This is a genomic window from Rossellomorea sp. DA94, from assembly GCF_029834455.1.
Taxonomy (GTDB): Bacteria; Bacillota; Bacilli; order Bacillales; family Bacillaceae_B; genus Rossellomorea; species Rossellomorea vietnamensis.
In genome coordinates, this window is sequence record NZ_CP122397.1 from 545656 (window position 1) to 566546 (window position 20891).

Sequence of the window (20891 nt, forward strand, 5' to 3'; positions counted from 1 at the left end):
ACTTTTTTATTAAGAATCGGAAAAAATGGGGGCGTTTTCGCTCTCTTTTTTTGTCCCTTCTTTTATGAAAGGGGAAGTGCGGTGCAGTAAAGTCCCGCACTTCCGTAGAGCCATGGGCGAGCCTTCTGCTCCCCCATGGCTTTTTTTATGAACCTCTTACCTCTAAATAGATACCCGAAAGGAAGAGGAAAATGATTATTTGCAGCGCACAGGAAATCAGTAAAATGTTTGGTGGTCACTTGATATTTGAGGATTTGAGCTTCGAAATACCTGAGATGGCCCGGATTGGCCTTGTTGGGCGGAATGGGACCGGGAAGACGACCATCTTTAAATTATTGTCAGGGGTGGAAGCTCCGGATAAGGGGCTCATTCATCTGAAAAAAGGAGCAAAGGTAGGGTACCTGGCTCAGATTCCACAGTATAAGGAAGGTACGAAGGGAATCGATGTATTGCGTTCCGCGTTTTCGGAACTGATCCAGATTGGTCTCCGATTAAAAGAGCTGGAAACCAAAATGGGGAATGAACGAAACCCGGATACTCTCAACCGACTACTAGAAGAATACGGGAAGCTTCAGGATCAATACACCCTCTCTGGAGGATATGAGATCGAGTCCGATATAGCGAAGATCGTGAATGGCCTAGCCATTGGGGAACTGGTCGAGAAAGATTTCAATGCGTGTAGCGGCGGGGAGCAGACAAAACTTTGTCTCGGTTTGATTCTCCTTCAGAAGCCGGACCTGCTGCTGCTTGACGAACCGACGAATCATCTGGATATCGGGGCGGTGGAGTGGCTTGAGGATTTTTTGAAAGAATATGATGGAACCGTGGTCTGTATTTCCCATGACCGCTATTTCCTCGATCACGTCATTACAAAGGTTTATGACCTGGAGGACGGGGAGCTGACGATTTACCATACGAACTACTCCGGATTTGTAAAGGAAAAGGAAGAGCGCCTGATGATCGAGTTCCAGGCGTATCAGGAGCAGCAGAAAAAAATCAAGAAGATGAAGGAGGCCATCAAAAGGCTGAGGGAATGGGCGAACCAGGCGAACCCTCCGAATGAAGCCCTGCACAAGCGGGCACGGAATATGGAGCGTGCACTGGAACGGATGGAGAAGATCAAGCGGCCGATCCTGGACCGGAAGAAGATGGGGCTGGAATTCGACGAAACCGACCGGAGCGGGAAAATCGTCTATTCCATGGAAGAAGTGACGAAAGCCTATGGGGAAAAGACCTTATTCGAAAAAGTCGGCCTCCATGTCCATTTTAAGGACCGCACAGCGATCGTCGGTCAAAATGGTACAGGGAAATCAACGATCATCAAGATGCTCCTCGGGGAGGAGTCAGCGGATCATGGCGTGGTGAAACTCGGAAGCAATGTGAAACTCGGCTACCTGTCCCAGCACTTTACTGTCGCCGATCCGTCGGTCAGGTTGATTGATGCGTTCAGGGAAGAAGTGGCGGTGACGGAAGGGGATGCCCGGCATATCCTCGCGAAGTTCCTGTTTTATGGACCGAATGTGTTCCGGAAGGTCGGTCAGCTGAGCGGCGGGGAGAAGATGAGGCTCCGGCTTGCCCAGCTTATGCATCAGGACATCAACTTCCTTGTCCTCGATGAGCCGACGAATCATCTGGACATTGATTCAAGAGAAGTATTGGAGGATGCCCTGGAGGATTTCAAAGGCACGATTCTCGCTGTCTCCCATGACCGGTACTTTTTGAATAAGCTGTTTAAGAAAACCTATTGGATCCACCAGGGTGAGCTTTATTTCTTTGACGGGCCATACAGCTGGGCGAAAGAGAAGCTTCCTGAAATTGTACCTGAAGAGCCTGAAATGAAAGCAGTCAAGGAAGCGGAACCTAAAGTAGTTCAAGAGAAACAGAAACCATCCCGAAAGATGGAAGAAATTGAAGCTGATCTTGAACGGGTGGAAGAGGAAATCTTCGCCATCGATGAGAGGCTTCTCTCCGTGGAAGATCTGGACGTCCTTCAAGAACTGTACAAGGAAAAAGAACAGAAAGAACATGAACGAAACCGGATGTATCAAGATTTAGAAGGATTTTTGGCGTAATGAAAGGGAGATGGCGACAGGAGTCATCTCCCTTTCATTTTTCCAGATGAAATTCGTATAATGAAAGCAAAGAGAGGATGAGAATAATGACAACCAAAGAAGTGATCATTATCGGAGGCGGCCTGTCGGGAATCATGGCGGCGAGGACACTGTTCGAAAACGGGGTAGAAGATGTCCTCATAGTAGAGAAGAGTAGAAGTGTCGGAGGGAGGCTAGCCACAAGGCGGATAGGAGAAGGAAAGGCCGACCACGGTGCCCAGTTCTTCACCGTCCGGTCCGGGGAGCTCCAACAGGATGTAGATAAATGGCTCGAGGCAAGGTGGGTGAAACGATGGTTTGGAAATCCCTATCCCCGTTACACATCCACGGGCGGAATGAATGACCTTGCCAAACAACTGGCGGAAACCATCCCGGTCAAACTGAACACAAAGGTATCTGCCATTCGCGACGGGAGGGACGGACTTCTTGAAATAGAACTCGAAAGCGGAGAAACAATCCTCACGAATCATTGTATCGTAACGGCTCCCGTACCCCAGGCATTATCGCTGTTGCCGGGGATGACAGAACCACAGGTTTCCACTATTTCATTTGCCCCTTGCTTTGTTGGTATGTTCACATTCAATGGATCAAGCTGCATCCCCTCACCGGGACATACGGATGAGAATCTGCCTGACGGGGTTGAGAGGGTGGTGGATCATCATAAGAAAGGTATCTCCCAGTCGGTCACTGTCAGTGTATATATGACGGGGGAGTGGGCGAAGAAGAATGAAATGCTCGAGGACGACGGGATACTGACTGAAATCCAAAGGGTGGCAGAACATTATCTTACAGAGGGAAGTGAGATTGCAACAGCAGAGTTGAAGCGTTGGAGATATGCTGAAGCAGAGACGGTGATGCGCAGCCCGTTTGTAGAAGTTGGGACAAGTAAAAGGATCATCATCTGTGGGGATGCGTTCCTCCGTGTAGATGATGAAGCCGGAAGGACACGCTTTGAGAGTGCTTATTTATCTGGGATTTCAGCAGGGGAAAGGGTTGCCTGCAAGGGATAGTGAATCTGATCCGCCCGCATAACGTCCCCATTCAGGACAAACACTACAAAGAGTTACATAAATCAATCGATAAGCAGGAGATAGAAAATGAATTCACAATTAATCAAAGCAACCCGTGAACAGCTCGACACCATAATGGACGTTTATATCAGGTGCAAAAAGGATCTGGATGAGAAAGGCCTTCTTCAATGGAACGATGAGTACCCAAGCAGGGAGTACTTTGAAGAAGTGATGGAAAACGGGAACCTCTATGTGCTGATGGTGGACGAAGAGGTGGCAGGATCCGCCACTCTGAATGAATGGCAATCCCCTGAATGGTCGGAAATCCCTTGGCAGCTTGATGACGAATGGGTGATTCACGCCCTGTTTCTTGATCCCCTTCAACAGGGGAAGGGACTTGGCAAGACGTTCATGGAAAAATGTGAGGAACTTGCCGGAGAAAAAGGCTACAGAAGTATCCGGCTGGATGCATACTACAGAAACACAGGAGCCAACACTCTCTATGAAAAAATGGGGTATGAGTATAGGGGCTCTGTTTATTTCACCTCTAAACCTGAAGGACATCAGGAATACCGATGCTATGAGAAAGCCGTGACTCTCTAGAATTCAAGGGTTGTTCAAATGTACCAAGGAAATAGGTATGGGAAAAATGGTATACTTAAAGGTACAGTATGCGCTGAATAAGATAGTAGGGAAGCGATTATATTGACACCGATTATGGATGAGGCGAAAGCCTTCATTGAACAAGTGTTTATGGAACTGAATAAAAGCGAAGCAGACATCGCGTTTCGATTACAACAAATAGAAAATGAAATTGCTACAGAAGGAACTTATACCCATACAAACGAAGAGCTTGTACATGGCGCCAAAATGGCCTGGAGGAACAGCAATCGATGCATCGGCCGATTGTTCTGGAATTCGTTGAACGTATTTGACGAAAGGGAAGCTACAACCGAGGATGAGGTATTCCAGGCGTTAGAGCGCCACTTGGAATTTGCGTCCAACCGTGGAAGAATCCGCCCGACGATCACGGTATTCAGACCGTCCCATCCCAATAAGCCTGACATCCGATTATGGAATCACCAATTGATCCGGTATGCGGGTTATGAGGGTGATGGTCAATACAGAGGGGATCCCCATTCCATCGAGTTCACGAATAAATGCCTGGAGCTTGGATGGGAGGGGCAGGGGACGGACTTTGATGTTCTGCCTTTCGTCGTGCAAATCGGGGACGAGCCCCCGCGAATGAAAGACATTGAGCCCCATCTTACACTGGAAGCCCCTCTTCGTCACCCTGAATTTGACTGGTTTCGGGATCTCGGATTGAAGTGGTACGGCGTCCCGATCATTTCTGACATGGAGTTGAAAATCGGCGGGATCTCATACAAGGCTGCCCCGTTTAACGGCTGGTATATGGAAACGGAAATCGGTGCACGGAATCTTGCCGATGAGAACCGCTACAATTTGATCCCTAAAGTCGCAAGCTGCATGGGACTTGATACATCAAGAGCGGCTACATTATGGAAGGATAAGGCACTGATCGAATTGAATATCGCCGTGCTTCATTCTTTTAAAGAAGATGGGATAAGCATTGTCGATCATCATACGGCTGCTCAGCAGTTCCGCCTGTTTGAAGAAAATGAGAAACAAGCTGACCGAGATGTAACCGGGGACTGGACGTGGTTGATCCCACCTGTTTCGCCGGCGACGACCCATATCTTTCATAAAGAATACGAGAATAAGTGGAATTCGACCAATTACTTCTATCAGGAGAAACCATATTGAAGAAAAGCTGTTTTCTGTGAATGTGCAGAGAACAGCTTTTTTTGAGGACTATAAAGTAAAAGGTGGACGCTTCGAAACCTCGTAATATTGGAACCAGAACCTGAACTCGTCGAACAAAACAGTACAATCGAACTTGAAATTCTCAAAGAAATCCTCGAGTAAATCGGCGTCGGCATCGTCCATGATGCCGGTCACATAAAGGGGAGTCTTGAATCTCTTGTATAAATCCTCATATCCATAGAAGCCGAACAGATCTTCCAACTGCTCCTCGTTCATGGTATCACCTTCCTTACTGTTAGGATTTCTATTCCTTCTAAAAATATCCATAAAAAAACAGCATCGGAGGGATTCCGTGCTGTTTTCATCAGGATTTCAATTCGGTGTAGACGACAAGCCGCTTGCTGTAATTTCTTGCAGAATGGTCAAAGTCACCTGTACAGGTGATGAGATTGAGAGAGCTTGCAGCGGAATACCCAAAGATTGATTTCAAAGGGGCGTCGTCCCAAGGATATTCTTTCTTATCCATGACAATAAACGTTCTCTTTTCTCCAGCCTTATCTTTGACGATGATTTCGTCACCTTTTGAAAGCTTGTTGAGCTTATAAAAAACAGCTGGACCATTTCGGCTGTCCACATGACCACCAATCACAGCATTACCGGGTTCACCGGGCTTGTAACCACCCTGGTACCATGCAGTCGTCTCAAAGCTTTCCGTTACGGCCATTTCGCCATTTTCCTTCAATCCAACCGCTTCGATGCTTGTGGAAACATCAATGGCAGGGATTTCGATGGTAGCCGGTACGATTCCGCTTCTTTCATCCTTGATGATCGTATCTGCAAATTGAGAAGGCGAAGTGGTAGTGCTGGCCATCTGAGTTGTCGGCTTTTCCTGAACCTCTGAGGTTTTCGCCTTTTCTTCAGTGGGATTTGAACTAATCCCGGCAGAACATGCAGAAATGGGCAATAGTACAAGCACAAGCAGTACAACCCTCATAGTATACATTATGTGAAGCCACTCCTTTCATCTTCACACTGGGGGACGGACCTATTATAGGTCCGTCCCTCTCATGTTAAAGATTATTGTTTATGTGAAGCGTATTTTTTCATTCCAAGGGTTGTACCACCCGCGATGATCAGTAGGGCTGCAAGAAGGTATTCGAATGGGAATTCGTTGTTGTCAGCCGTTCCACCCATCCCGGTATTAGGCATTTCAGAAGGCATGTTGGCTTTGAACTTGTCAGGGAATTGATCCGCGAAAGCTCCTGATAATCCTTTTGCAGGGTTCAGCATATGCTCATACGCCATACGGATTCCATCCCAGGCCTTTTCATAGTCGCCTGCCACGTAGCTGTCAAAAGCACCAATCAATTGTTCAACGTGCATTTGAAGGCCATCTGCAAGAGCGTCTGATTCTAAACGTCCGTCTGTAGCTGTTTCCAGGAATTTAGAGAATTCAGCACGGTAGCCATCAAGATTCTTGATTGCTTCTTCTTTTGCGGCTTCATCTTCAGCACCGGTCGCCTTTACATAGTCCACAAAGAATCCGATGTGTTTTGACCACATGTCTTTGAATTGGTTTCCGGCATCTTCACCGTATACTGATGCGATGGCTGCTGAAAGATCTTCCGTGTTGGCATTCAGTGCATTGACGGAAGCGTCAAAATCTTTAGAACCGTCGATCCCGTTTTGCATCGCCATTGTCGCAAGGGCAGCATGCTCTGTTAAAAGATGGTTAAGCATAGAGCGTAAATCCGTTGCCGGTGTTACCGCCATCGTGTTTTCGAATTTGTCGGGATATTGGTCCGTGATCGCGCTGGATAATCCTTTTGAAACCATGGCCATATGTCCGATCGCTTCACGTTCATATTCGTAAGCCTTTTCATAATCTCCTGCTACATAACTGTCAAATGCACCGATGAGTTGATTAATATGCATTTGAAGTCCTTCTGCCAAACTATCCGATTTCAATCGTTCACCAGTGGCTGTTTCAAGGAATTTAGAGAATTCGTCTTTATATCCTGATAGATTCTTAAGGGCTTCATCTTTGGCAGCCTGATCATTGGCACCCGTTGCTTTGACATAATCAACGAAGTATCCGATATGATTGGTCCAGATCGTGTTGAACTGATTTCCTGCTTCTTCACCATAAACGGAGGCAATCGCGCCTTTTAAATCGGCTGCGTTATCATTTAAAGCACCGGCAGCCGCATCGAAATCTTCAGCGCCTTCAGCTCCGCGTCTCATGGCTTCAACGGCTAAGTATGCATGCTCTGTAAGTAAGCGGTCCAAAGAAGTTCTTAATTCCCCTGCCGGCGTATCGACTTTCGTCATGGGATGATCTTCACCGTTATGTGCTGATACGGCACCTGCAGTTGGAATCAATAATGTCATACTTAAAGGGACGGCTAAATAACTTTTTTTCATTTTCATAATGGTATCTCTCCTTTTGGTTTTTTATATTTTCATAAAGCTAACGACAGAAGTTGAAACATGGATCACTTTTTTTGAAACTTTTTTCTATTCTTTTTAATTAGGTTAAAAAGTAGGGTGATAGATATAGAATGAATCTAGCCTCTTTTACTATGTAATCCTTTTAAAAAAAGTAGAATGAAGATAAGTAAAACATTTGTTTAGTAATTGTATAACTCCTGTTACATAGGACTTAATTCCCTAGTTCGAATCTCTCAAACATTTCGATATACGAAAAAGATGAAATCATGATTGTTAAGCCATAAAAAAAAGCCCGGCAGTGAAGGGCTGCCGGGCGAAATACGATTTATGAAACTTTTTTTATATTTCGGAAGCTAACACGATGTTTCCTTGAGGAAGCTGGCTATTGGCATCCGGTTCAAGGGTGATGGCGACCGTATCCCAATCCTTCTTCGTGAACTCTTCATTGAATTTGAAGACGACCGAACCTTTTCCATCCTTGCTCGTGACGAATGTACCGGCGCGCTCAGGCTTATCATCTTTAATGAGCCATACCTGATATACTTGTTCATTTGAGAGTTCCTGCAATTCAGAAGCCTGGACGACCATGCTCGTTTGAGTACCTTGTTTAATGATACTGGCAGTTCCTTTAGCGCTTCCGTTAACAGCAGCGAGATCGACGTATTGAACAACCTGATCGATCGTTGCCTGTTCCACGACTTCATCCTGATCTTCAAGCTGTGAGAATAAGTAGGCATTCCCAATGAGGGAAAGGAATAAAGCGGCAGCGACAGAAGGGAGGAACCATGTTTTCTTTTTCTTTTTAGATGGAGGCTCGACAATTGAGGTTCGTTTCTCTTCTCCGAGAATGCCGGCCATCACACGGTCTTCCAGGTCCTTGGGAGGTTCGACAACATCAGATGCGAAAGGCATATAGTCCATTAACTGCTCCAGTTCATGAAGTTCCTCCTGACACTGCGGGCAGCTCTTCAGATGTTTCTCAAATTGAGCTTTCTCGAGTTCTGATAAATGTCCGTTGTAGTAATCCAGTAAATGATCGCATTGTGGGATGGTCATTCGAATGTACCTCCTTTCCCTTTTAGACACGTGTGTAAATGTTTAAGAGCTAAACGGATCCTTCCTTTAACCGTCCCGAGTGGAGTGTCTGTTGATTCAGCGATGGATGCTTGAGTTAAGCCTTTAAAGTAGAATAGTTGCACGATTTTTTGCTGATCCTCTTTCAGGGTTTGTATGCAGTCCCTGATCGCATTCCCTTTTTCTTTCCACTCCAGTTGATCGGCGGGCGTTTCGTTGGTGACCTGAAGGGAGTCTTTTTCTATATATTCAACAGACTCATGCTTCTTTCGTTTGCGTATGGCATCGAGACAGGTGTTCCGCGTCATCGTCAACAACCATGATGAAAATTTCCCTTTGCTATGGTCATATGGAGAATGCTTCTTCCAGAGCTTCATGAAAACCTCCTGGATCACTTCCTCCGCGATCTCACGGTCTCCTGTCATTTTATATGAGAAGGAATAGATCAATTTTTCATATTGCTGATAAAGCTGTCGTAATGCAGTCGAATCTTTTGCCAAAACTTGTTGATATAGTTCTATATCCTGACGGTCATTGGGCATAGTACGCTCCTTATCTTTGACATATAAAATAAGGATACTAAACAACGGGGCGGAACTCAATTTTAATAAGCTAACGAGGGAAATAAGAATTTGGATCACAAATGTTTGAAAAAAATGTTAGTGGGGTATATAGATGAGTTTGGGTACAAAAAAATCCCCCAACGAATGGGGGATGTCTTCTTACTTATTTTACTTTTTGCAGTTTGTGGATCACGGATAGGGAACGTCCTGTTCCGATGGCCACTGATTCAAGCGGGTTGGGAGCTAAGTGAACCGGTACAACGATTTCCTGGCTCAACCAATCTTGAAGTCCGTTCAATAGGGCTCCACCACCAGTCAGAATCACACCGCGGTCGACGATATCCCCACTCAGTTCAGGAGGACAGTTTTCCAATGTTGCACGGATCGTCTCCAGGATGTGAAGGAGGGATTCTTTCAATGCATCCTGAATTTCGTTCGATGATAGTTCAATCGTTTTTGGAAGACCAGTAACAAGATCACGTCCACGGATATCCATCGTTCTTTCTTCATGATCGATCAATGCCTGCCCGACTTCAATTTTCACTAATTCAGCCGTTCTTTCACCGATTAGGAGATTATAACGTTTACGAACGTACTGGACGATATCTTCATCCATTTGGTCTCCACCGATACGGATCGTGTTACAAGAAACAACACCACCGTAAGAAATGATCGCCACTTCCGTCGTTCCGCCACCGATGTCCACGATGACGTTGGCAACAGGCTCTCCAACCGGTAAGTCTGCTCCGATCGCAGCAGCTACAGGTTCTTCGATAAGGGTAACGGATTTCGCACCGCTTCCTCTCACAGCATCCTGAATCGCTCTTCTTTCAACACTTGTCGCACCTGAAGGCGTACATACGACCACGGTCGGTTTACGGATGGAGAATCCAAGTTTTTTACTCGCTTTTTTCATCACTTGCTTCAGCATCTCAGTGGTCACATCAAAGTCGGCAATCACACCATCTTTAAGAGGGCGCACAGCCACGATCTTTCCAGGTGTTTTCCCAATCATGCTTTTCGCTTCTGTACCAACGGCCAATACCGTTTTGTTTTCGGTGTCAATCGCCACAACAGATGGCTCATTAAGTATAATTCCTTTATTTTTACTATAAACAAGTATATTTGCAGTTCCTAAATCGATCCCAATTTCAGAGTTTGATAACATCAATATTCCTCCAACTATAAGAATTCTACACACTATAACCTTCTATACAGTATAGGAGATTTTCGGGGGTTATGAAGGTGGAGATATTTACCACCGACAAATTGTTACAAAGTATGACAGATATGAAAGCGCTATTCAAAAAATAAAACGTTTCTACAGAGCCTTTTTGAATACCCTTATATGTATATAGGGACGGACCTTCCTTTTTTGTTCGTTAAAAAAATTTAAACGTTCTGTAATAAATAGAGGGGTGATTTTAACTAGTATTTTAGGGTGGGTGAGTGTGGACGTAGGGGAATGGTGTGAGGTTATTGTCGGAATGTGGAAGATTCGTGGTCTATGAGGGGCACCGGGACATTTCGTATCAGAAAAACGTCCAAACACCGCAGCTTTTCTAATCAACAAAAAGAGAATGCCCAATTTAAAAGGCATCCTCTCAATCTTCTAAAGGGTAAACCGTTCCAACTCTTTCTTCATGTCTACCGTCATTTTGTTCAATTCGCCAACTTGCTCATTCATGCGTTCGAAATATCGAAGCTGTTCCTCCGTTGAGGAAGAAATTTCTTCTGTACCGGCAGCGGTTTCTTCCGTGATGGCTGAAATGTTTTCAACGGCGGCAATGACCTGACTGGTTCGCTCGGAAGAAGCAATCATCCCCCTCTCGAGCTTGGCGAGATTATCGAATATAGTAGAAACATTTCCTGAAATCTCTTCAAAAGCCTGTTCCGTCACAGTCATGGAATCAACTTGCTGGGTGGAAAGGTTTTTCCCTTTATGGGAAGCATCCATGATGGACTGAATGCCCTGTTTAATGTTCCCGACCATGCTGCCGATCCGCTCTGTTGCAACGGAAGAGTCTTCCGCAAGCTTCCGCACTTCCTGGGCCACAACGGCGAAACCTTTCCCGGCGTCTCCTGCACGGGCAGCTTCAATCGCTGCATTCAACGCAAGGAGGTTCGTTTGATCGGCAATTTCCCTGACCGCCTGGGCGGCATTCTCGATTTCCCCCGTATATTGTGCGAAGGATTCAACCGAGTTCATGATCGAGGACGAAGATTCAGCAATCATCTCAGCAAATCCCTGTTGCTTATTTAAGGAAGTTCGACCGTTTCCGACCGAGGTCATGGCGACTTTACTGCTCTCGGAAGACTCTGCACTCTGTTCGACATTTCGGGCAAAGTCTTCCCCCATCACAGCCATAAGGGAAGCGGTGGATTGAATATCCTCAGAAATCGATTGGCTCCCTTTGGCGAGCTCTTCTGTGGAAAGTGCCACCTGGTTGCTGCTTTCCGTCAGACTCGACATTTGCGAGCGGACATCCTGAGTGAATCTCTCTACATTGGATCCGATGTCATGGACAGATTGGACCGTACTCCGCAAATTTATGACCATAAGGTGAAATACCGTTTGCAGCTTATCGACTTCGAATCTGCTGTTCTTCTCTTTAACTGCGTCGATGGTGATGGTTAAATCCCCATCGGCCAATTTTTCAGCGTTTTCTACCATCCGGTTCAATGGCTTGACAATTCTCTTGGTAAGCAGGTTCGATGCTAAAAGAGAGAGGAAGATCGTCACGATGAAACCGATGACGGAAGCCCAGACGATGAATTGGATTTCATTTTTGTTTTCTTTTAATAGACCCTGGTACCAATCATTTGTTTGTTTATTCAGTAGATGCATATCGTTCAGAACGCCGGAAATACGTATCGACTGCCGTTTGATCTCTGCTTTGTTCATTTCACTGAGAGCGGAATCCGAAGCCGACTTCAGTTCAGTGAATTTGGACTCTATGGAAGACAGGGTCTCCTTTTGATCTTTTACGGAAATGAGTTTCTTCAACTCAGTGATTTGAGTCGTGGTTTCTTTCAATAAACTTTCGACCATTTGCTTATTTTCTTCCGTCGAATTGACCGAGTAGTTCGATAGGGCTTGTTTCGTAACGATGAGATCCCCTCGTAATGTTTCCGTTTCGAGCAGTACCTGCACATCTTCCTTTGCAGAATTCTGGAGTGAAATCAATTGGGAAACGATGTAGCCGATAATGATGGTCGAAAGGATAAGGGGAATCAGCCCCAAGATCAGTAAACGTTTTTTTAGTGGCATGACTTTTCTCCTTAGATGAATTTATGGCAACTTGACCGAGATATCTCCCGAGATGATTTTGTTTTTAGCGTCTTCCAGTTTTTTTGTTTCCTCCGGAGACAGACTGGTGACACGAATCGGAGCAAGGCCGACACCGTCTTCTTTAAGACCAAGTTCATAAGCGTGCTGAGAGATCTTCCCGTCTGTGATAAGCCCCTTTGTAATATTAAAAACAGCATTGTCGACTTTTTTGACCATGGAAGTGACAACCGATTTTTCTGCAATGAAATATTGATCTGAATCGACACCTCCAGATAATTTCCCTGCTTTTTGAGCAGCCTGGATGGCCCCGACCCCTGTAAATCCGGCAGCTGGGTAAATAAAGTCCGCACCCTGTTTCATTTGTTTCTCAGCAATCTGCCTGCCCAGTTCTGCGTCACCGAAGTTATTGGCATTGTCTTTTAGCACTTTAATAGAAGGATTGATATATTTCGCTCCTTGTATGTAGCCTTGTTCAAAGCGCGCGATGACCGGTACATCGGCTCCGCTGATAAATCCGATCGTTCCTGTCTTGGTTTTCATGGCGGCAACCATACCGAGAAGGAAACTTCCTTCATGTTCCTTAAACGTAATCGACGTTATATTATCCATTTCTGAAAAACCGTCAATCAATAGGAATTGTTGATCGGGATTTTCTGCTGCCACCTTTTCAAGGGCATCCTGAATCGAAAAACCAAGACCGATCACAAGTTCATGATCCTGTTTAACCAGTTCTTTGAGAGCTCCTTCAAAATTCCCGTCCGGAGCTTCTCTATAATCGAATAAAATGCCTAATTCGTCACGGGCACGTTCAAGACCCCTGAAGGCAGAATCATTAAATGATCCATCTCCAAGACCTGTGTCCGAGAGCAGGATTCCGATACTATGCTGTTTCTCTGTGCTGGTTTCTTCCGTCATAGGCGTAGAACACCCTGCCACTGTAAGTATGACAAGAAGAAACATACTAATCATATTCTTCAAACCGTAACCTCCAAATATGGTGATAATAAGACATCCAACATGTCCGTACCTCTGTATTATCGGAGGGCCGGACCTATTTTGAAGGGGGATGGGTAAAAAATATGGGGAGGATCTGGAATGGGGTTTATGTGATTGTGAGCGGGAAAAGAAAGAAGGGTTTGGAGTTGTCTCCGTACAAGAATCGGTGGGGTGGAGCTTGCGGGAAGGGAAAACGGAGAACGCTGTCTTTGCCACATAAAAAAAAAGAGATGCTCTATAACAAGCATCTCCATCCATCTAATACGCTTTACGGAAAAATTCCGCCAGCTCTTCACTATGTTTCTTGCGTGCTTTACGGTGTTCAGCACGATTTTGGGCTGTTTCGTTCAGCCATTTCTCTTCTTCTGTTTCCGGCACGACTTCAGGAATGATCGCCGGCTTATTTCCTTCCAAGGCTACAAACGTCAAGAAGGAAATGGCGGCCACATTGGTTTCTCCTGTGAGAAGGACTTCTGAAGTCACCTTCACACAAATTTCCATGGAACTGCGCCCCGTATACGTTACCATCGCTTCAAGTGTTACAGCGTCGCCGACTTTAATGGGCTGAAGGAAGTCGACGGAATCCGTGGAAGCCGTTACGACGGGCTTGCGGGCGTGACGGGTGGCGGCAATGGAAGCCACATCGTCTATATAGGCCATCAGTTTTCCACCGAACAGCGTACCGTGATGGTTCGTGTCAGGTGGAAGAACGTGGGTCGTTTTACTTGTTTTCGTTTCTTTCATGGTCTTTTTTTCTCTCAATGGTTTCACCTTCCGTTGTCAATGTGAAAAAAGATTACTACCTTATACTATTCACTAAATGGTGTCGGGAGAAACATAAATAACGCAAAAAATTATAGAAATATACTAATGATGATGGCTGTGATAAAGCTGGCCAGGGTCCCTGCAAGGATGGCTTTCAAGCTTAACTTGGATACCATCGGTCGTTGAGTAGGCTCTAAAGAACCAAGTCCAACGATCAGCTGCCCGATGGAAGACAGGTTGGCGAAATTACAAAGAGCGACTGAAAGGATTGCAATGGTCTTGGGTGAAAGCTCGCTCATCATTCCTGAAAGTTCCTTGTATGCCACAAATTCGTTCACAGAAAGCTTCGTTCCGATGATGGACGCGGCACGGAATGCTTCATCCATCGGGATGCCGACGAGAAGTGCCAATGGATAGAATACGTACCCGAATACCGTTGAAAGGCTCGTATCGACAAGTCCCAATAATCCATTCACGGCGGCAAGGATCCCGATGAAAGCAATCAGTAACCCACCAATGTTAATCGCTAATTGAGTTCCGCTCAGTGCGCCTTCGGAGATTGCTTCAAATACATTCGTATGAGTGGTCTTCCCTAATGAAATGTCTCCATTTGTTTGTGATTCTTCCGTTTCCGGCTCGATGATCTTCGAGATGACAAGGGATACGATAGGAACACTGAATACAGACAGAAGAAGAAATTTCATGTCAATCCCCATGAGTGAGTATCCTATCAGGATGGCCCCGCTTGCTGAAGCCGTTCCCCCGACCATGACGGCAAAAAGCTCGGAGCGTGTCAACTTCACTAAGTAAGGCTTGATGAGTAAGGGAGCTTCCGCTAATCCGAGAAACGAATTCCCGATTGCATTAAAGGATTCTACCTTCGTCGTCCCGAGTATTTTCCCAAGTCCAATTCCGATATATTTTACGAAAAACGGGATGATCCGTAAGTAATATAGAGCTGAAATCAGGGCTGAAATAAAGATGATGGCACCTAACACATTGATAGCGAACACGAAGGAGATGTTCGTCCCTTTTTCAAAGAATCCTCCGAACACAAACATGATTCCTTCATTGCTGTAATCGATGACCTTCTGAACACCGAGGGCGGCTTTCTTCAAAACAGTTTGTCCAAATGGGACCTTTAAAACAAAAAGAACAAGCAAAAATTCAAGGCAGATGCCGATGATGATCGTCCGCCATTGGATGGCTGAGCGGTTGCTGCTCAGGAGCCACGCCAGAAATAAAACGCCAAGTAACGATAAGATGCCATATACTAAACTCACAATATCAATCCTCCAAATAGTTTCTTCATCGAATGCTGATGTCGTATGATGTCAGACTTCTTAAAAAGAACAAATAAAAAAGTGCATGAAGACTTTCTCTACTAAAATAGGGAAAGCCTCCACACACTTATAGACAGCATATAGAATAGACTTTCCTTATAGTCCGGCACTTTACGGCTGCCAGGTAGAGACTTATGGTCCATATCACCATAGATATATAAGGAATTCGTATGAAGTTATTTTTAAAATATGTCCTTTACTTTATCACAGGATGAAAGCCCTCCACAACCGTTTTTTTAAAAGAATACAATGGAAAAACGTGGTGGTTCCTTATGACTATTTTTAACAAAAATCAAAAAATAATAGTTTACTAGTATAACTTTTGGGGAACTTTCTCAAACACATGTAATAAATTTGAAGGGAAGAGGATCGATGTTTGAGAATGGTTTGCTTTTTACAATCTTATCCTGTGTCTTTTTTATGGGATTGGTTGCGTGGGTTTCATACATAAAAACGAGGGGGTCCCTGAATGATTCCACGGGTTATTTTTTGGCAGGGAGGGGGCTGACAGGAACCTTCATTGCCGGGTCGCTCTTACTCACCAATTTATCGGCAGAACAATTGGTGGGTTTGAACGGGCAGGCGTTCCGTGCAAACCTGTCGAACATGGCGTGGGAAGTGACTGCCGCATTTGCCATCATCATCATGGCCCTGTATTTGCTACCGAAATATTTGGGTAGGAGCTTCACCACATTACCTGAGTTCCTGAACCAACGATATGATAAGGGCGTTCGCCAATACACGACCATTCTCTTTATGCTTGGCTATGTGTTTGTGACGATTCCTTCGATGCTCTATTCAGGGGCACTTGCTGTCTTGAAGTTATTCGATGTCCCCGAACTTCTTGGAATATCCTATACTCAATCGATTTGGGTGATTGTGTGGACGATTGGGATCATCGGAAGTATCTATGCCATTTTCGGTGGACTGAAGGCTGTGGCCATCTCTGATACGTTGAATGGTGTAGGGTTGCTGATCATCGGGATCCTCGTCCCGATACTAGGATTCTATGCCCTGGGGGAAGGAAACATCCTTTCAGGAGTGAAGGAAATTGCGACCAAGAACCCTGAGAAACTGAATTCGATCGGTTCCGCATCGGATTCCGTTCCGTTTTCAACCATCTTTACCGGTCTGCTTTTTGCAAATCTCTTCTATTGGGCTTCCAATCAGTATGTCATTCAGCGTACGCTTGGAGCGAAAAACTTAGCGGAAGGACAGAAGGGTGTCATCATTTCAGGTTTCTATAAACTACTCGTTCCCTTTATGATGATGCTTCCAGGAGTCATTGCATTCCATCTGTATGGTGACTCTTTGAAAAGTGTCGACTTGGCATACCCAGCATTGATAAATGCCGTACTGCCATCTTATTTAACAGGGTTCTTCCTGGCTGTGTTGCTTGGAGCCGTGTTAAGCTCCTTTAATTCATTGCTGAACAGTGCAGCGACGCTTTTTGCCCTTGATATTTATAAGCCTCAGTTCAATCCGGATGTGAACGATCAGAAATTGATCACGATCAGTAAATGGTTCGGAGCGCTGCTGGCCGTAGTATCCATGTGTGTGTCCCCGCTATTGATCAATGCGACAGACGGATTATGGGACTTGATCAGACGATTCACGGGATTCTTTAATATCCCGATCATCGTGGTTTTACTTGTCGGTGTATTTTCAAAACGGATCCCGGCATTGGCTGCGAAAACGGTCATCATCCTTCATGTCATCACGTATTATATGCTCGTGTGGGGTACGGGACATCTATTCGGCTTCACCATTGATATCAACTTCATTCACATCTATGGGATTCTCTTTGTAGGAGAAGTGGCCCTGATGCTTGTGATCGGCTGGTGGAAACCAATGAAGAAGCCGTACGAATACCGTTATAATCCGAAAGTGGACATGATGCCATGGAAATACAGCCTACCGTTATCAATCGTCCTGATGGCCTCGGTCGTATTGACGTATTTCATCTTTTCACCGATCGGTCTTGCATATGAATCAGCGGTCATTTCACCTTATTTCTGGCCCGCCACCGGAGGACTGTTCCTCCTGACAGCAGGACTCATCGTCTGGTCGCTGAAAAGCTGGAACCAAAAATACAGAAACTATTTACTCAAAAACAAAACATACAAACTGAATCGGACAAAAAAATACTCCATTCAACCAAACCTGAACCCAATCTACTCAACTAAATTGCTGAAATGAAAAAAGGGACGGACCTTCATTCCTATGACCTGGTCATAGGAATCGAGGTCCGTCCCTCTTATTTTTATTTTGTACGTTCTAATAGGTTTGCAAGAACGTGCTTTTTATAAGATTCTACTTTGCGTTCTTCGTAGCGGCGTACCCCCGCTTTTTTTAGTTCTTCTACGTACCAGCCTTTGCTTCCGATATGCATTGAAATCAACATCCTTTCTTTGCGTAGTATTGATTGGAATCTCCGACCAGCTCTTTAAGGAGCTACGTTAAGATTGCTTACGGTTGTACATTGTAACATCTCATTTTTGATGAAAAAAGGGGGTAGATGGAATTTTTCGGATTCATCCTTTTCTGAAAATTTTTCAGGAGAAAAAATAGTTTTTTTTAAAAAAAAGTGATCTAAATATGAACCGACTTCGTTAGCTTAGTGAAAATCGGATACAGTAGGGTTTTTTATTGTGATGATCGCAAATTGTACCTGGTACAATGAATGCTATTTATACCAGGTACAACAGATACAGCACTATCCAAAAAAACAATTCAGTGTCCGCTATTTGAATCGGAAGGAGGTGACAAGACGCAGTGCAAAAACGCCTCATTCAGGCTTTGCTTTTTCTTGGAGTCATCAGTATTCCAACCTTTGCTTCAGCAGAGGGCGGACTTCTCTCCAACGTGACGGATGAAGTCAACACTGTCACGGACAGCGCGACAACGACCGTGATTGAAGCCGTGTCCGCTCCTGACGAGGAGAAGGACAAACCTTCTACGGATGATCAGCAGTCGAAAGGAAATATTCTTTCAAATACGGTTGATTCGGTGACAGACACGGTCGATGAGACGACAGAATCGGTAACAGGTACGGTAAACGTTGTAACGAAGACCGTCGGGAACACAGCGGACAAAACCGTTGAACAAGCGACAAAACCAGTTACAGATATCGTAGGGGACTCAGCGGCTCCTGTAACGAAAACGGTGAACAACACCACCAAGGCCGTTACCAAAACCGTTGAAAAAACAACGAAATCTGTAACCGGAACGGTGGATTCGACGACGAAGACGGTCACGAGCACTGTGGAAGAAACAACGAAGCCTGTGACGGAATCATTGTCAGACGATGAACCTCTGTTGGAAGTGGATCTGTCGGATGAACCCGAAGTGAAAGTGAATACAGGGGTCGCCGATGTGGAAGTATCCAAAGATCCACAGGTGAAAGTGGATACCGGAGTAGTCGACGCCTATGTTTCAAAGGAACCAGCTGTGAAAGTGGACGTTGAAACAGAAGTACCCGACGAGCCTGTGATCGACATAGAGGATAAAGATCGTGACGTCGAAGTGGAGAAAGAAAATGTTCGAAAGGAACCGGTCAAACAAGACGTTCCCCTCGAACCAGAGATGAGCTCCACTAAAATAAGCAAAGCCAAAAGACTAAGTGAAACCATACTTACAAAACCGGTTGAAGTAGAGGAAAAGGGTTCAGTTACGATGGAAGAACCTAAAAGTCAGAATGAACAACAACCTTTTCCGCCACGTAAAAAGATGGAACCGGTCCTGACGACGACTACAATGAATTCAACAAGTCAGTCATCCAGTACAAGTGGAACGAGCGCTCAGGTAACAGGGGCATCTTCTTTATGGGTTGTGTCGGAGCAATATGCAACGGCCGTCAACTTTCAAAAAGCCAATATGTACGAGAAAAAGAATCTCTACTATGATCAGTGGTTAAACGCACCACCGTCCCAACCACCTCAAGATTCTCTTCTTTTCAAAAGTATATAAACTTAAAAACTTTTAAAAGGAGAGAAAAATAAAATGAGAAAAAGCGTATTTAGAACATTGGTTATGACAGGTGGATTAGCAGCAAGTCTTGCAATCGGAGGTCACACAAGCTTAGCGGCAGGGAATGATTCACTGCTGAACAGCAATAATGGGTTATTGGAAAACGTCAACATCCTTGATTCGGAAGACGGTTTATTGAATGGATTGAACATCGGTGGATCAGACAACGAAGAATCAAATACGGGTGCAAATGCTGATGCGGATGCAAACATCGTCAACGAGACGGTTGTAGACGAAGAAAATGATTCTGTTACGACCAGCAACGGTGCAGAAGCAACTTCAGATGTAAACGCAGCAGTTGAAGGAGAAGACGAATCAGCGGAAGTGAATGCTGATACAGACGCAGCTGTCATGAACGAAACAATGGTAGACGAAGATTCAGCAACTTCCAAAACAGAAGCAGGAGCATCCCAGGATGTAAACGCAGCAGTTGAAGGAGAAGACGAATCAGCGGAAGTGAATGCTGATACAGACGCAGCTGTCATGAACGAAACAATGGTAGACGAAGATTCAGCAACTTCCAAAACAGAAGCAGGAGCATCCCAGGATGTAAACGCCACAGTTGAAGGAGAGGACGGATCCGCAGAAGTGAACGCTGATACGGAAGCTGGTGTCATGAATGAAACAACGTACAGCCAAGAGGATGATTCTTTCACATCCATGACAGAAGCAGGAGCATCTCAGGATGTAAATGCAGCAGTTGAAGGAGAAGACGGTTCAGCAACAGTAGACGCTATGACCGATGCTGGAATCATGAATGAAACCATGTACAATGAAGAAGATGATTCTTTTGCTTCTACTACTTCCGGGAACCTTACTTCTGGTCTTAATGCTTCTGCATCTGATGAAGAGAATGAAGTAATGGCTGATGCGATGACCGATTCCGATGTATGGGTGATGACAGAAGGCAGTGAAGAAAACGATTCTTCTAAAACGTCAATCGGTACTGAATCTGAAAATGGTCTAGTACTTGGAACAATGGACAAAGAAGATGGTGATTCTTCACAGGTAGAAGCGATGAACGATACTTCTGTTATGACAACAGTTGAAAACAGCGACGACTATTCCAAGTTCGAAGCGAATGCAGCGAATAACCTGATGCTTGGTGCAATGACAAACGATGAAGACAATGAATCTGCAGCGACTGTCATGAACGCAGTGAATGCGGGACTATGGGCTGAATCAATGGATTCTGAAGAAGAAGAGTATAGAAGTGCCGGATTGAATGCAGGTACGGATACAGCTCTTGGATTCTTATCTTCTAGTGAGGACAACGAATCTTCTCTTCTATCAAACCTAGGTGTGAATGCAGATGCAAGCTACACACAATGGGGAAATGAAGAGTCTTCAGATTCAGAGTTCAACCTTGGTCTTTCAACAGATCTTGGTCTAAATACAATGCTAGAGTCTGATGATGAAGGATTTGATCTAGGACTGTAATAGAAAAGGAAAAGGAATGATCCAATGCGGAT

At 45.0% G+C, this 20891-nt stretch carries 19 protein-coding genes and 1 riboswitch; of the genes, 8 read left to right on the forward strand and 11 right to left on the reverse strand.

Annotated features, from left to right (window positions below):
- Positions 1–191: 191 nt before the first annotated feature.
- The 4 genes from abc-f to P8596_RS02835 all read left to right on the forward strand — a co-directional run bounded on the left by abc-f (position 192) and on the right by P8596_RS02835 (position 4906).
- Positions 192–2072: a ribosomal protection-like ABC-F family protein gene (gene abc-f, locus P8596_RS02820; protein ID WP_279725779.1), complete on the forward strand. Its 1881-nt coding sequence runs from the start codon at positions 192–194 to the stop codon at positions 2070–2072.
- Positions 2073–2158: 86 nt separating this feature from the next.
- Entirely contained in the window at positions 2159–3121 is a 963-nt protein-coding gene (locus tag P8596_RS02825; protein WP_279725780.1) for an NAD(P)/FAD-dependent oxidoreductase, read from the forward strand.
- Between the two features lie 87 nt (positions 3122–3208).
- Positions 3209–3724, forward strand: coding sequence for a GNAT family N-acetyltransferase (locus P8596_RS02830; RefSeq protein WP_254652945.1), 516 nt, complete (start codon positions 3209–3211; stop codon positions 3722–3724).
- Between the two features lie 114 nt (positions 3725–3838).
- The gene (locus P8596_RS02835; RefSeq protein WP_481900332.1) at positions 3839–4906 is read left to right on the forward strand and encodes a nitric oxide synthase oxygenase; all 1068 of its coding nucleotides are present in this window, start codon (positions 3839–3841) and stop codon (positions 4904–4906) included.
- A gap of 48 nt (positions 4907–4954) precedes the next feature.
- Here P8596_RS02835 and P8596_RS02840 read toward each other — a convergent pair whose 3' ends face one another.
- The 8 genes from P8596_RS02840 to P8596_RS02875 all read right to left on the reverse strand — a co-directional run bounded on the left by P8596_RS02840 (position 4955) and on the right by P8596_RS02875 (position 13264).
- Complete coding sequence (locus P8596_RS02840) at positions 4955–5182, reverse strand: hypothetical protein (RefSeq protein WP_159361179.1); 228 nt, start codon at positions 5180–5182, stop codon at positions 4955–4957.
- 88 nt (positions 5183–5270) lie between these two features.
- Positions 5271–5909: a class F sortase gene (locus P8596_RS02845; RefSeq protein WP_254652946.1), complete on the reverse strand. Its 639-nt coding sequence runs from the start codon at positions 5907–5909 to the stop codon at positions 5271–5273.
- Between the two features lie 74 nt (positions 5910–5983).
- Positions 5984–7336 carry a copper amine oxidase gene (locus tag P8596_RS02850; protein ID WP_279725781.1) on the reverse strand — a complete coding sequence of 451 codons (1353 nt, stop codon included), beginning with the start codon at positions 7334–7336 and terminating at the stop codon, positions 5984–5986.
- A 360-nt stretch (positions 7337–7696) separates the two neighbouring features.
- A complete protein-coding gene (locus P8596_RS02855) occupies positions 7697–8413 on the reverse strand; it encodes an anti-sigma factor (RefSeq protein WP_279725782.1) in 717 nt (238 codons plus the stop codon).
- The gene (locus P8596_RS02860) at positions 8410–8973 is read right to left on the reverse strand and encodes an RNA polymerase sigma factor (protein WP_224521435.1); all 564 of its coding nucleotides are present in this window, start codon (positions 8971–8973) and stop codon (positions 8410–8412) included. Before P8596_RS02860 ends, P8596_RS02855 begins: the two co-directional genes overlap by 4 nt.
- Before the next feature lie 184 nt (positions 8974–9157).
- Positions 9158–10162 carry a rod-share determining protein MreBH gene (mreBH, locus tag P8596_RS02865; RefSeq protein WP_034761217.1) on the reverse strand — a complete coding sequence of 335 codons (1005 nt, stop codon included), beginning with the start codon at positions 10160–10162 and terminating at the stop codon, positions 9158–9160.
- 444 nt (positions 10163–10606) lie between these two features.
- Positions 10607–12265 (reverse strand): methyl-accepting chemotaxis protein, encoded by a 1659-nt coding sequence (locus P8596_RS02870; protein WP_279725783.1) that lies wholly within the window; start codon positions 12263–12265, stop codon positions 10607–10609.
- 21 nt (positions 12266–12286) lie between these two features.
- Complete coding sequence (locus P8596_RS02875) at positions 12287–13264, reverse strand: BMP family lipoprotein (RefSeq protein WP_279725784.1); 978 nt, start codon at positions 13262–13264, stop codon at positions 12287–12289.
- 88 nt (positions 13265–13352) lie between these two features.
- Here P8596_RS02875 and P8596_RS02880 point away from each other — a divergent pair, with 88 nt between their 5' ends.
- Complete coding sequence (locus P8596_RS02880) at positions 13353–13502, forward strand: hypothetical protein (RefSeq protein ID WP_279725786.1); 150 nt, start codon at positions 13353–13355, stop codon at positions 13500–13502.
- A 38-nt stretch (positions 13503–13540) separates the two neighbouring features.
- Here the strand turns inward: P8596_RS02880 and P8596_RS02885 are convergent, their stop codons facing one another.
- Positions 13541–14044 (reverse strand): acyl-CoA thioesterase, encoded by a 504-nt coding sequence (locus P8596_RS02885; protein WP_034761222.1) that lies wholly within the window; start codon positions 14042–14044, stop codon positions 13541–13543.
- Positions 14045–14136: 92 nt separating this feature from the next.
- On the reverse strand, positions 14137–15330 hold the full coding sequence (locus tag P8596_RS02890) for a NupC/NupG family nucleoside CNT transporter (RefSeq protein ID WP_034761224.1): 1194 nt from the start codon (positions 15328–15330) through the stop codon (positions 14137–14139).
- Between the two features lie 139 nt (positions 15331–15469).
- Positions 15470–15571, reverse strand: a riboswitch (purine riboswitch).
- A gap of 191 nt (positions 15572–15762) precedes the next feature.
- On the opposite strand from P8596_RS02890, the gene P8596_RS02895 reads away from it, so the two are divergent.
- Positions 15763–17589, forward strand: a complete 1827-nt coding sequence (locus P8596_RS02895) for a solute:sodium symporter family transporter (protein ID WP_279725787.1) — start codon at positions 15763–15765, stop codon at positions 17587–17589.
- A 64-nt stretch (positions 17590–17653) separates the two neighbouring features.
- On the opposite strand, the gene P8596_RS02900 is transcribed toward P8596_RS02895, so the two are convergent.
- Positions 17654–17782 carry a YflJ family protein gene (locus tag P8596_RS02900; protein WP_079530789.1) on the reverse strand — a complete coding sequence of 43 codons (129 nt, stop codon included), beginning with the start codon at positions 17780–17782 and terminating at the stop codon, positions 17654–17656.
- 383 nt (positions 17783–18165) lie between these two features.
- On the opposite strand from P8596_RS02900, the gene P8596_RS02905 reads away from it, so the two are divergent.
- Positions 18166–19359, forward strand: coding sequence for a hypothetical protein (locus tag P8596_RS02905; RefSeq protein ID WP_279725789.1), 1194 nt, complete (start codon positions 18166–18168; stop codon positions 19357–19359).
- Between the two features lie 33 nt (positions 19360–19392).
- Entirely contained in the window at positions 19393–20859 is a 1467-nt protein-coding gene (locus P8596_RS02910; RefSeq protein WP_279725791.1) for a hypothetical protein, read from the forward strand.
- Positions 20860–20891: the final 32 nt, after the last annotated feature.

What these genes read in the sequence shown, in the direction of transcription:
- P8596_RS02835 (WP_481900332.1), top strand. Translation starts at nt 3,839, where the DNA reads ATGGATGAGGCGAAAGCCTTCATTGAACAAGTGTTTATGGAACTGAAT.
- P8596_RS02880 (WP_279725786.1), top strand. Translation starts at nt 13,353, where the DNA reads ATGGGTAAAAAATATGGGGAGGATCTGGAATGGGGTTTATGTGATTGT.
- P8596_RS02900 (WP_079530789.1), bottom strand. Translation starts at nt 17,782, where the DNA reads ATGCATATCGGAAGCAAAGGCTGGTACGTAGAAGAACTAAAAAAAGCG.
- P8596_RS02895 (WP_279725787.1), top strand. Translation starts at nt 15,763, where the DNA reads ATGTTTGAGAATGGTTTGCTTTTTACAATCTTATCCTGTGTCTTTTTT.
- P8596_RS02850 (WP_279725781.1), bottom strand. Translation starts at nt 7,336, where the DNA reads ATGAAAATGAAAAAAAGTTATTTAGCCGTCCCTTTAAGTATGACATTA.
- P8596_RS02825 (WP_279725780.1), top strand. Translation starts at nt 2,159, where the DNA reads ATGACAACCAAAGAAGTGATCATTATCGGAGGCGGCCTGTCGGGAATC.
- P8596_RS02830 (WP_254652945.1), top strand. Translation starts at nt 3,209, where the DNA reads ATGAATTCACAATTAATCAAAGCAACCCGTGAACAGCTCGACACCATA.
- P8596_RS02870 (WP_279725783.1), bottom strand. Translation starts at nt 12,265, where the DNA reads ATGCCACTAAAAAAACGTTTACTGATCTTGGGGCTGATTCCCCTTATC.
- abc-f (WP_279725779.1), top strand. Translation starts at nt 192, where the DNA reads ATGATTATTTGCAGCGCACAGGAAATCAGTAAAATGTTTGGTGGTCAC.
- P8596_RS02845 (WP_254652946.1), bottom strand. Translation starts at nt 5,909, where the DNA reads ATGTATACTATGAGGGTTGTACTGCTTGTGCTTGTACTATTGCCCATT.
- mreBH (WP_034761217.1), bottom strand. Translation starts at nt 10,162, where the DNA reads ATGTTATCAAACTCTGAAATTGGGATCGATTTAGGAACTGCAAATATA.
- P8596_RS02910 (WP_279725791.1), top strand. Translation starts at nt 19,393, where the DNA reads ATGAGAAAAAGCGTATTTAGAACATTGGTTATGACAGGTGGATTAGCA.
- P8596_RS02840 (WP_159361179.1), bottom strand. Translation starts at nt 5,182, where the DNA reads ATGAACGAGGAGCAGTTGGAAGATCTGTTCGGCTTCTATGGATATGAG.
- P8596_RS02855 (WP_279725782.1), bottom strand. Translation starts at nt 8,413, where the DNA reads ATGACCATCCCACAATGCGATCATTTACTGGATTACTACAACGGACAT.
- P8596_RS02860 (WP_224521435.1), bottom strand. Translation starts at nt 8,973, where the DNA reads ATGCCCAATGACCGTCAGGATATAGAACTATATCAACAAGTTTTGGCA.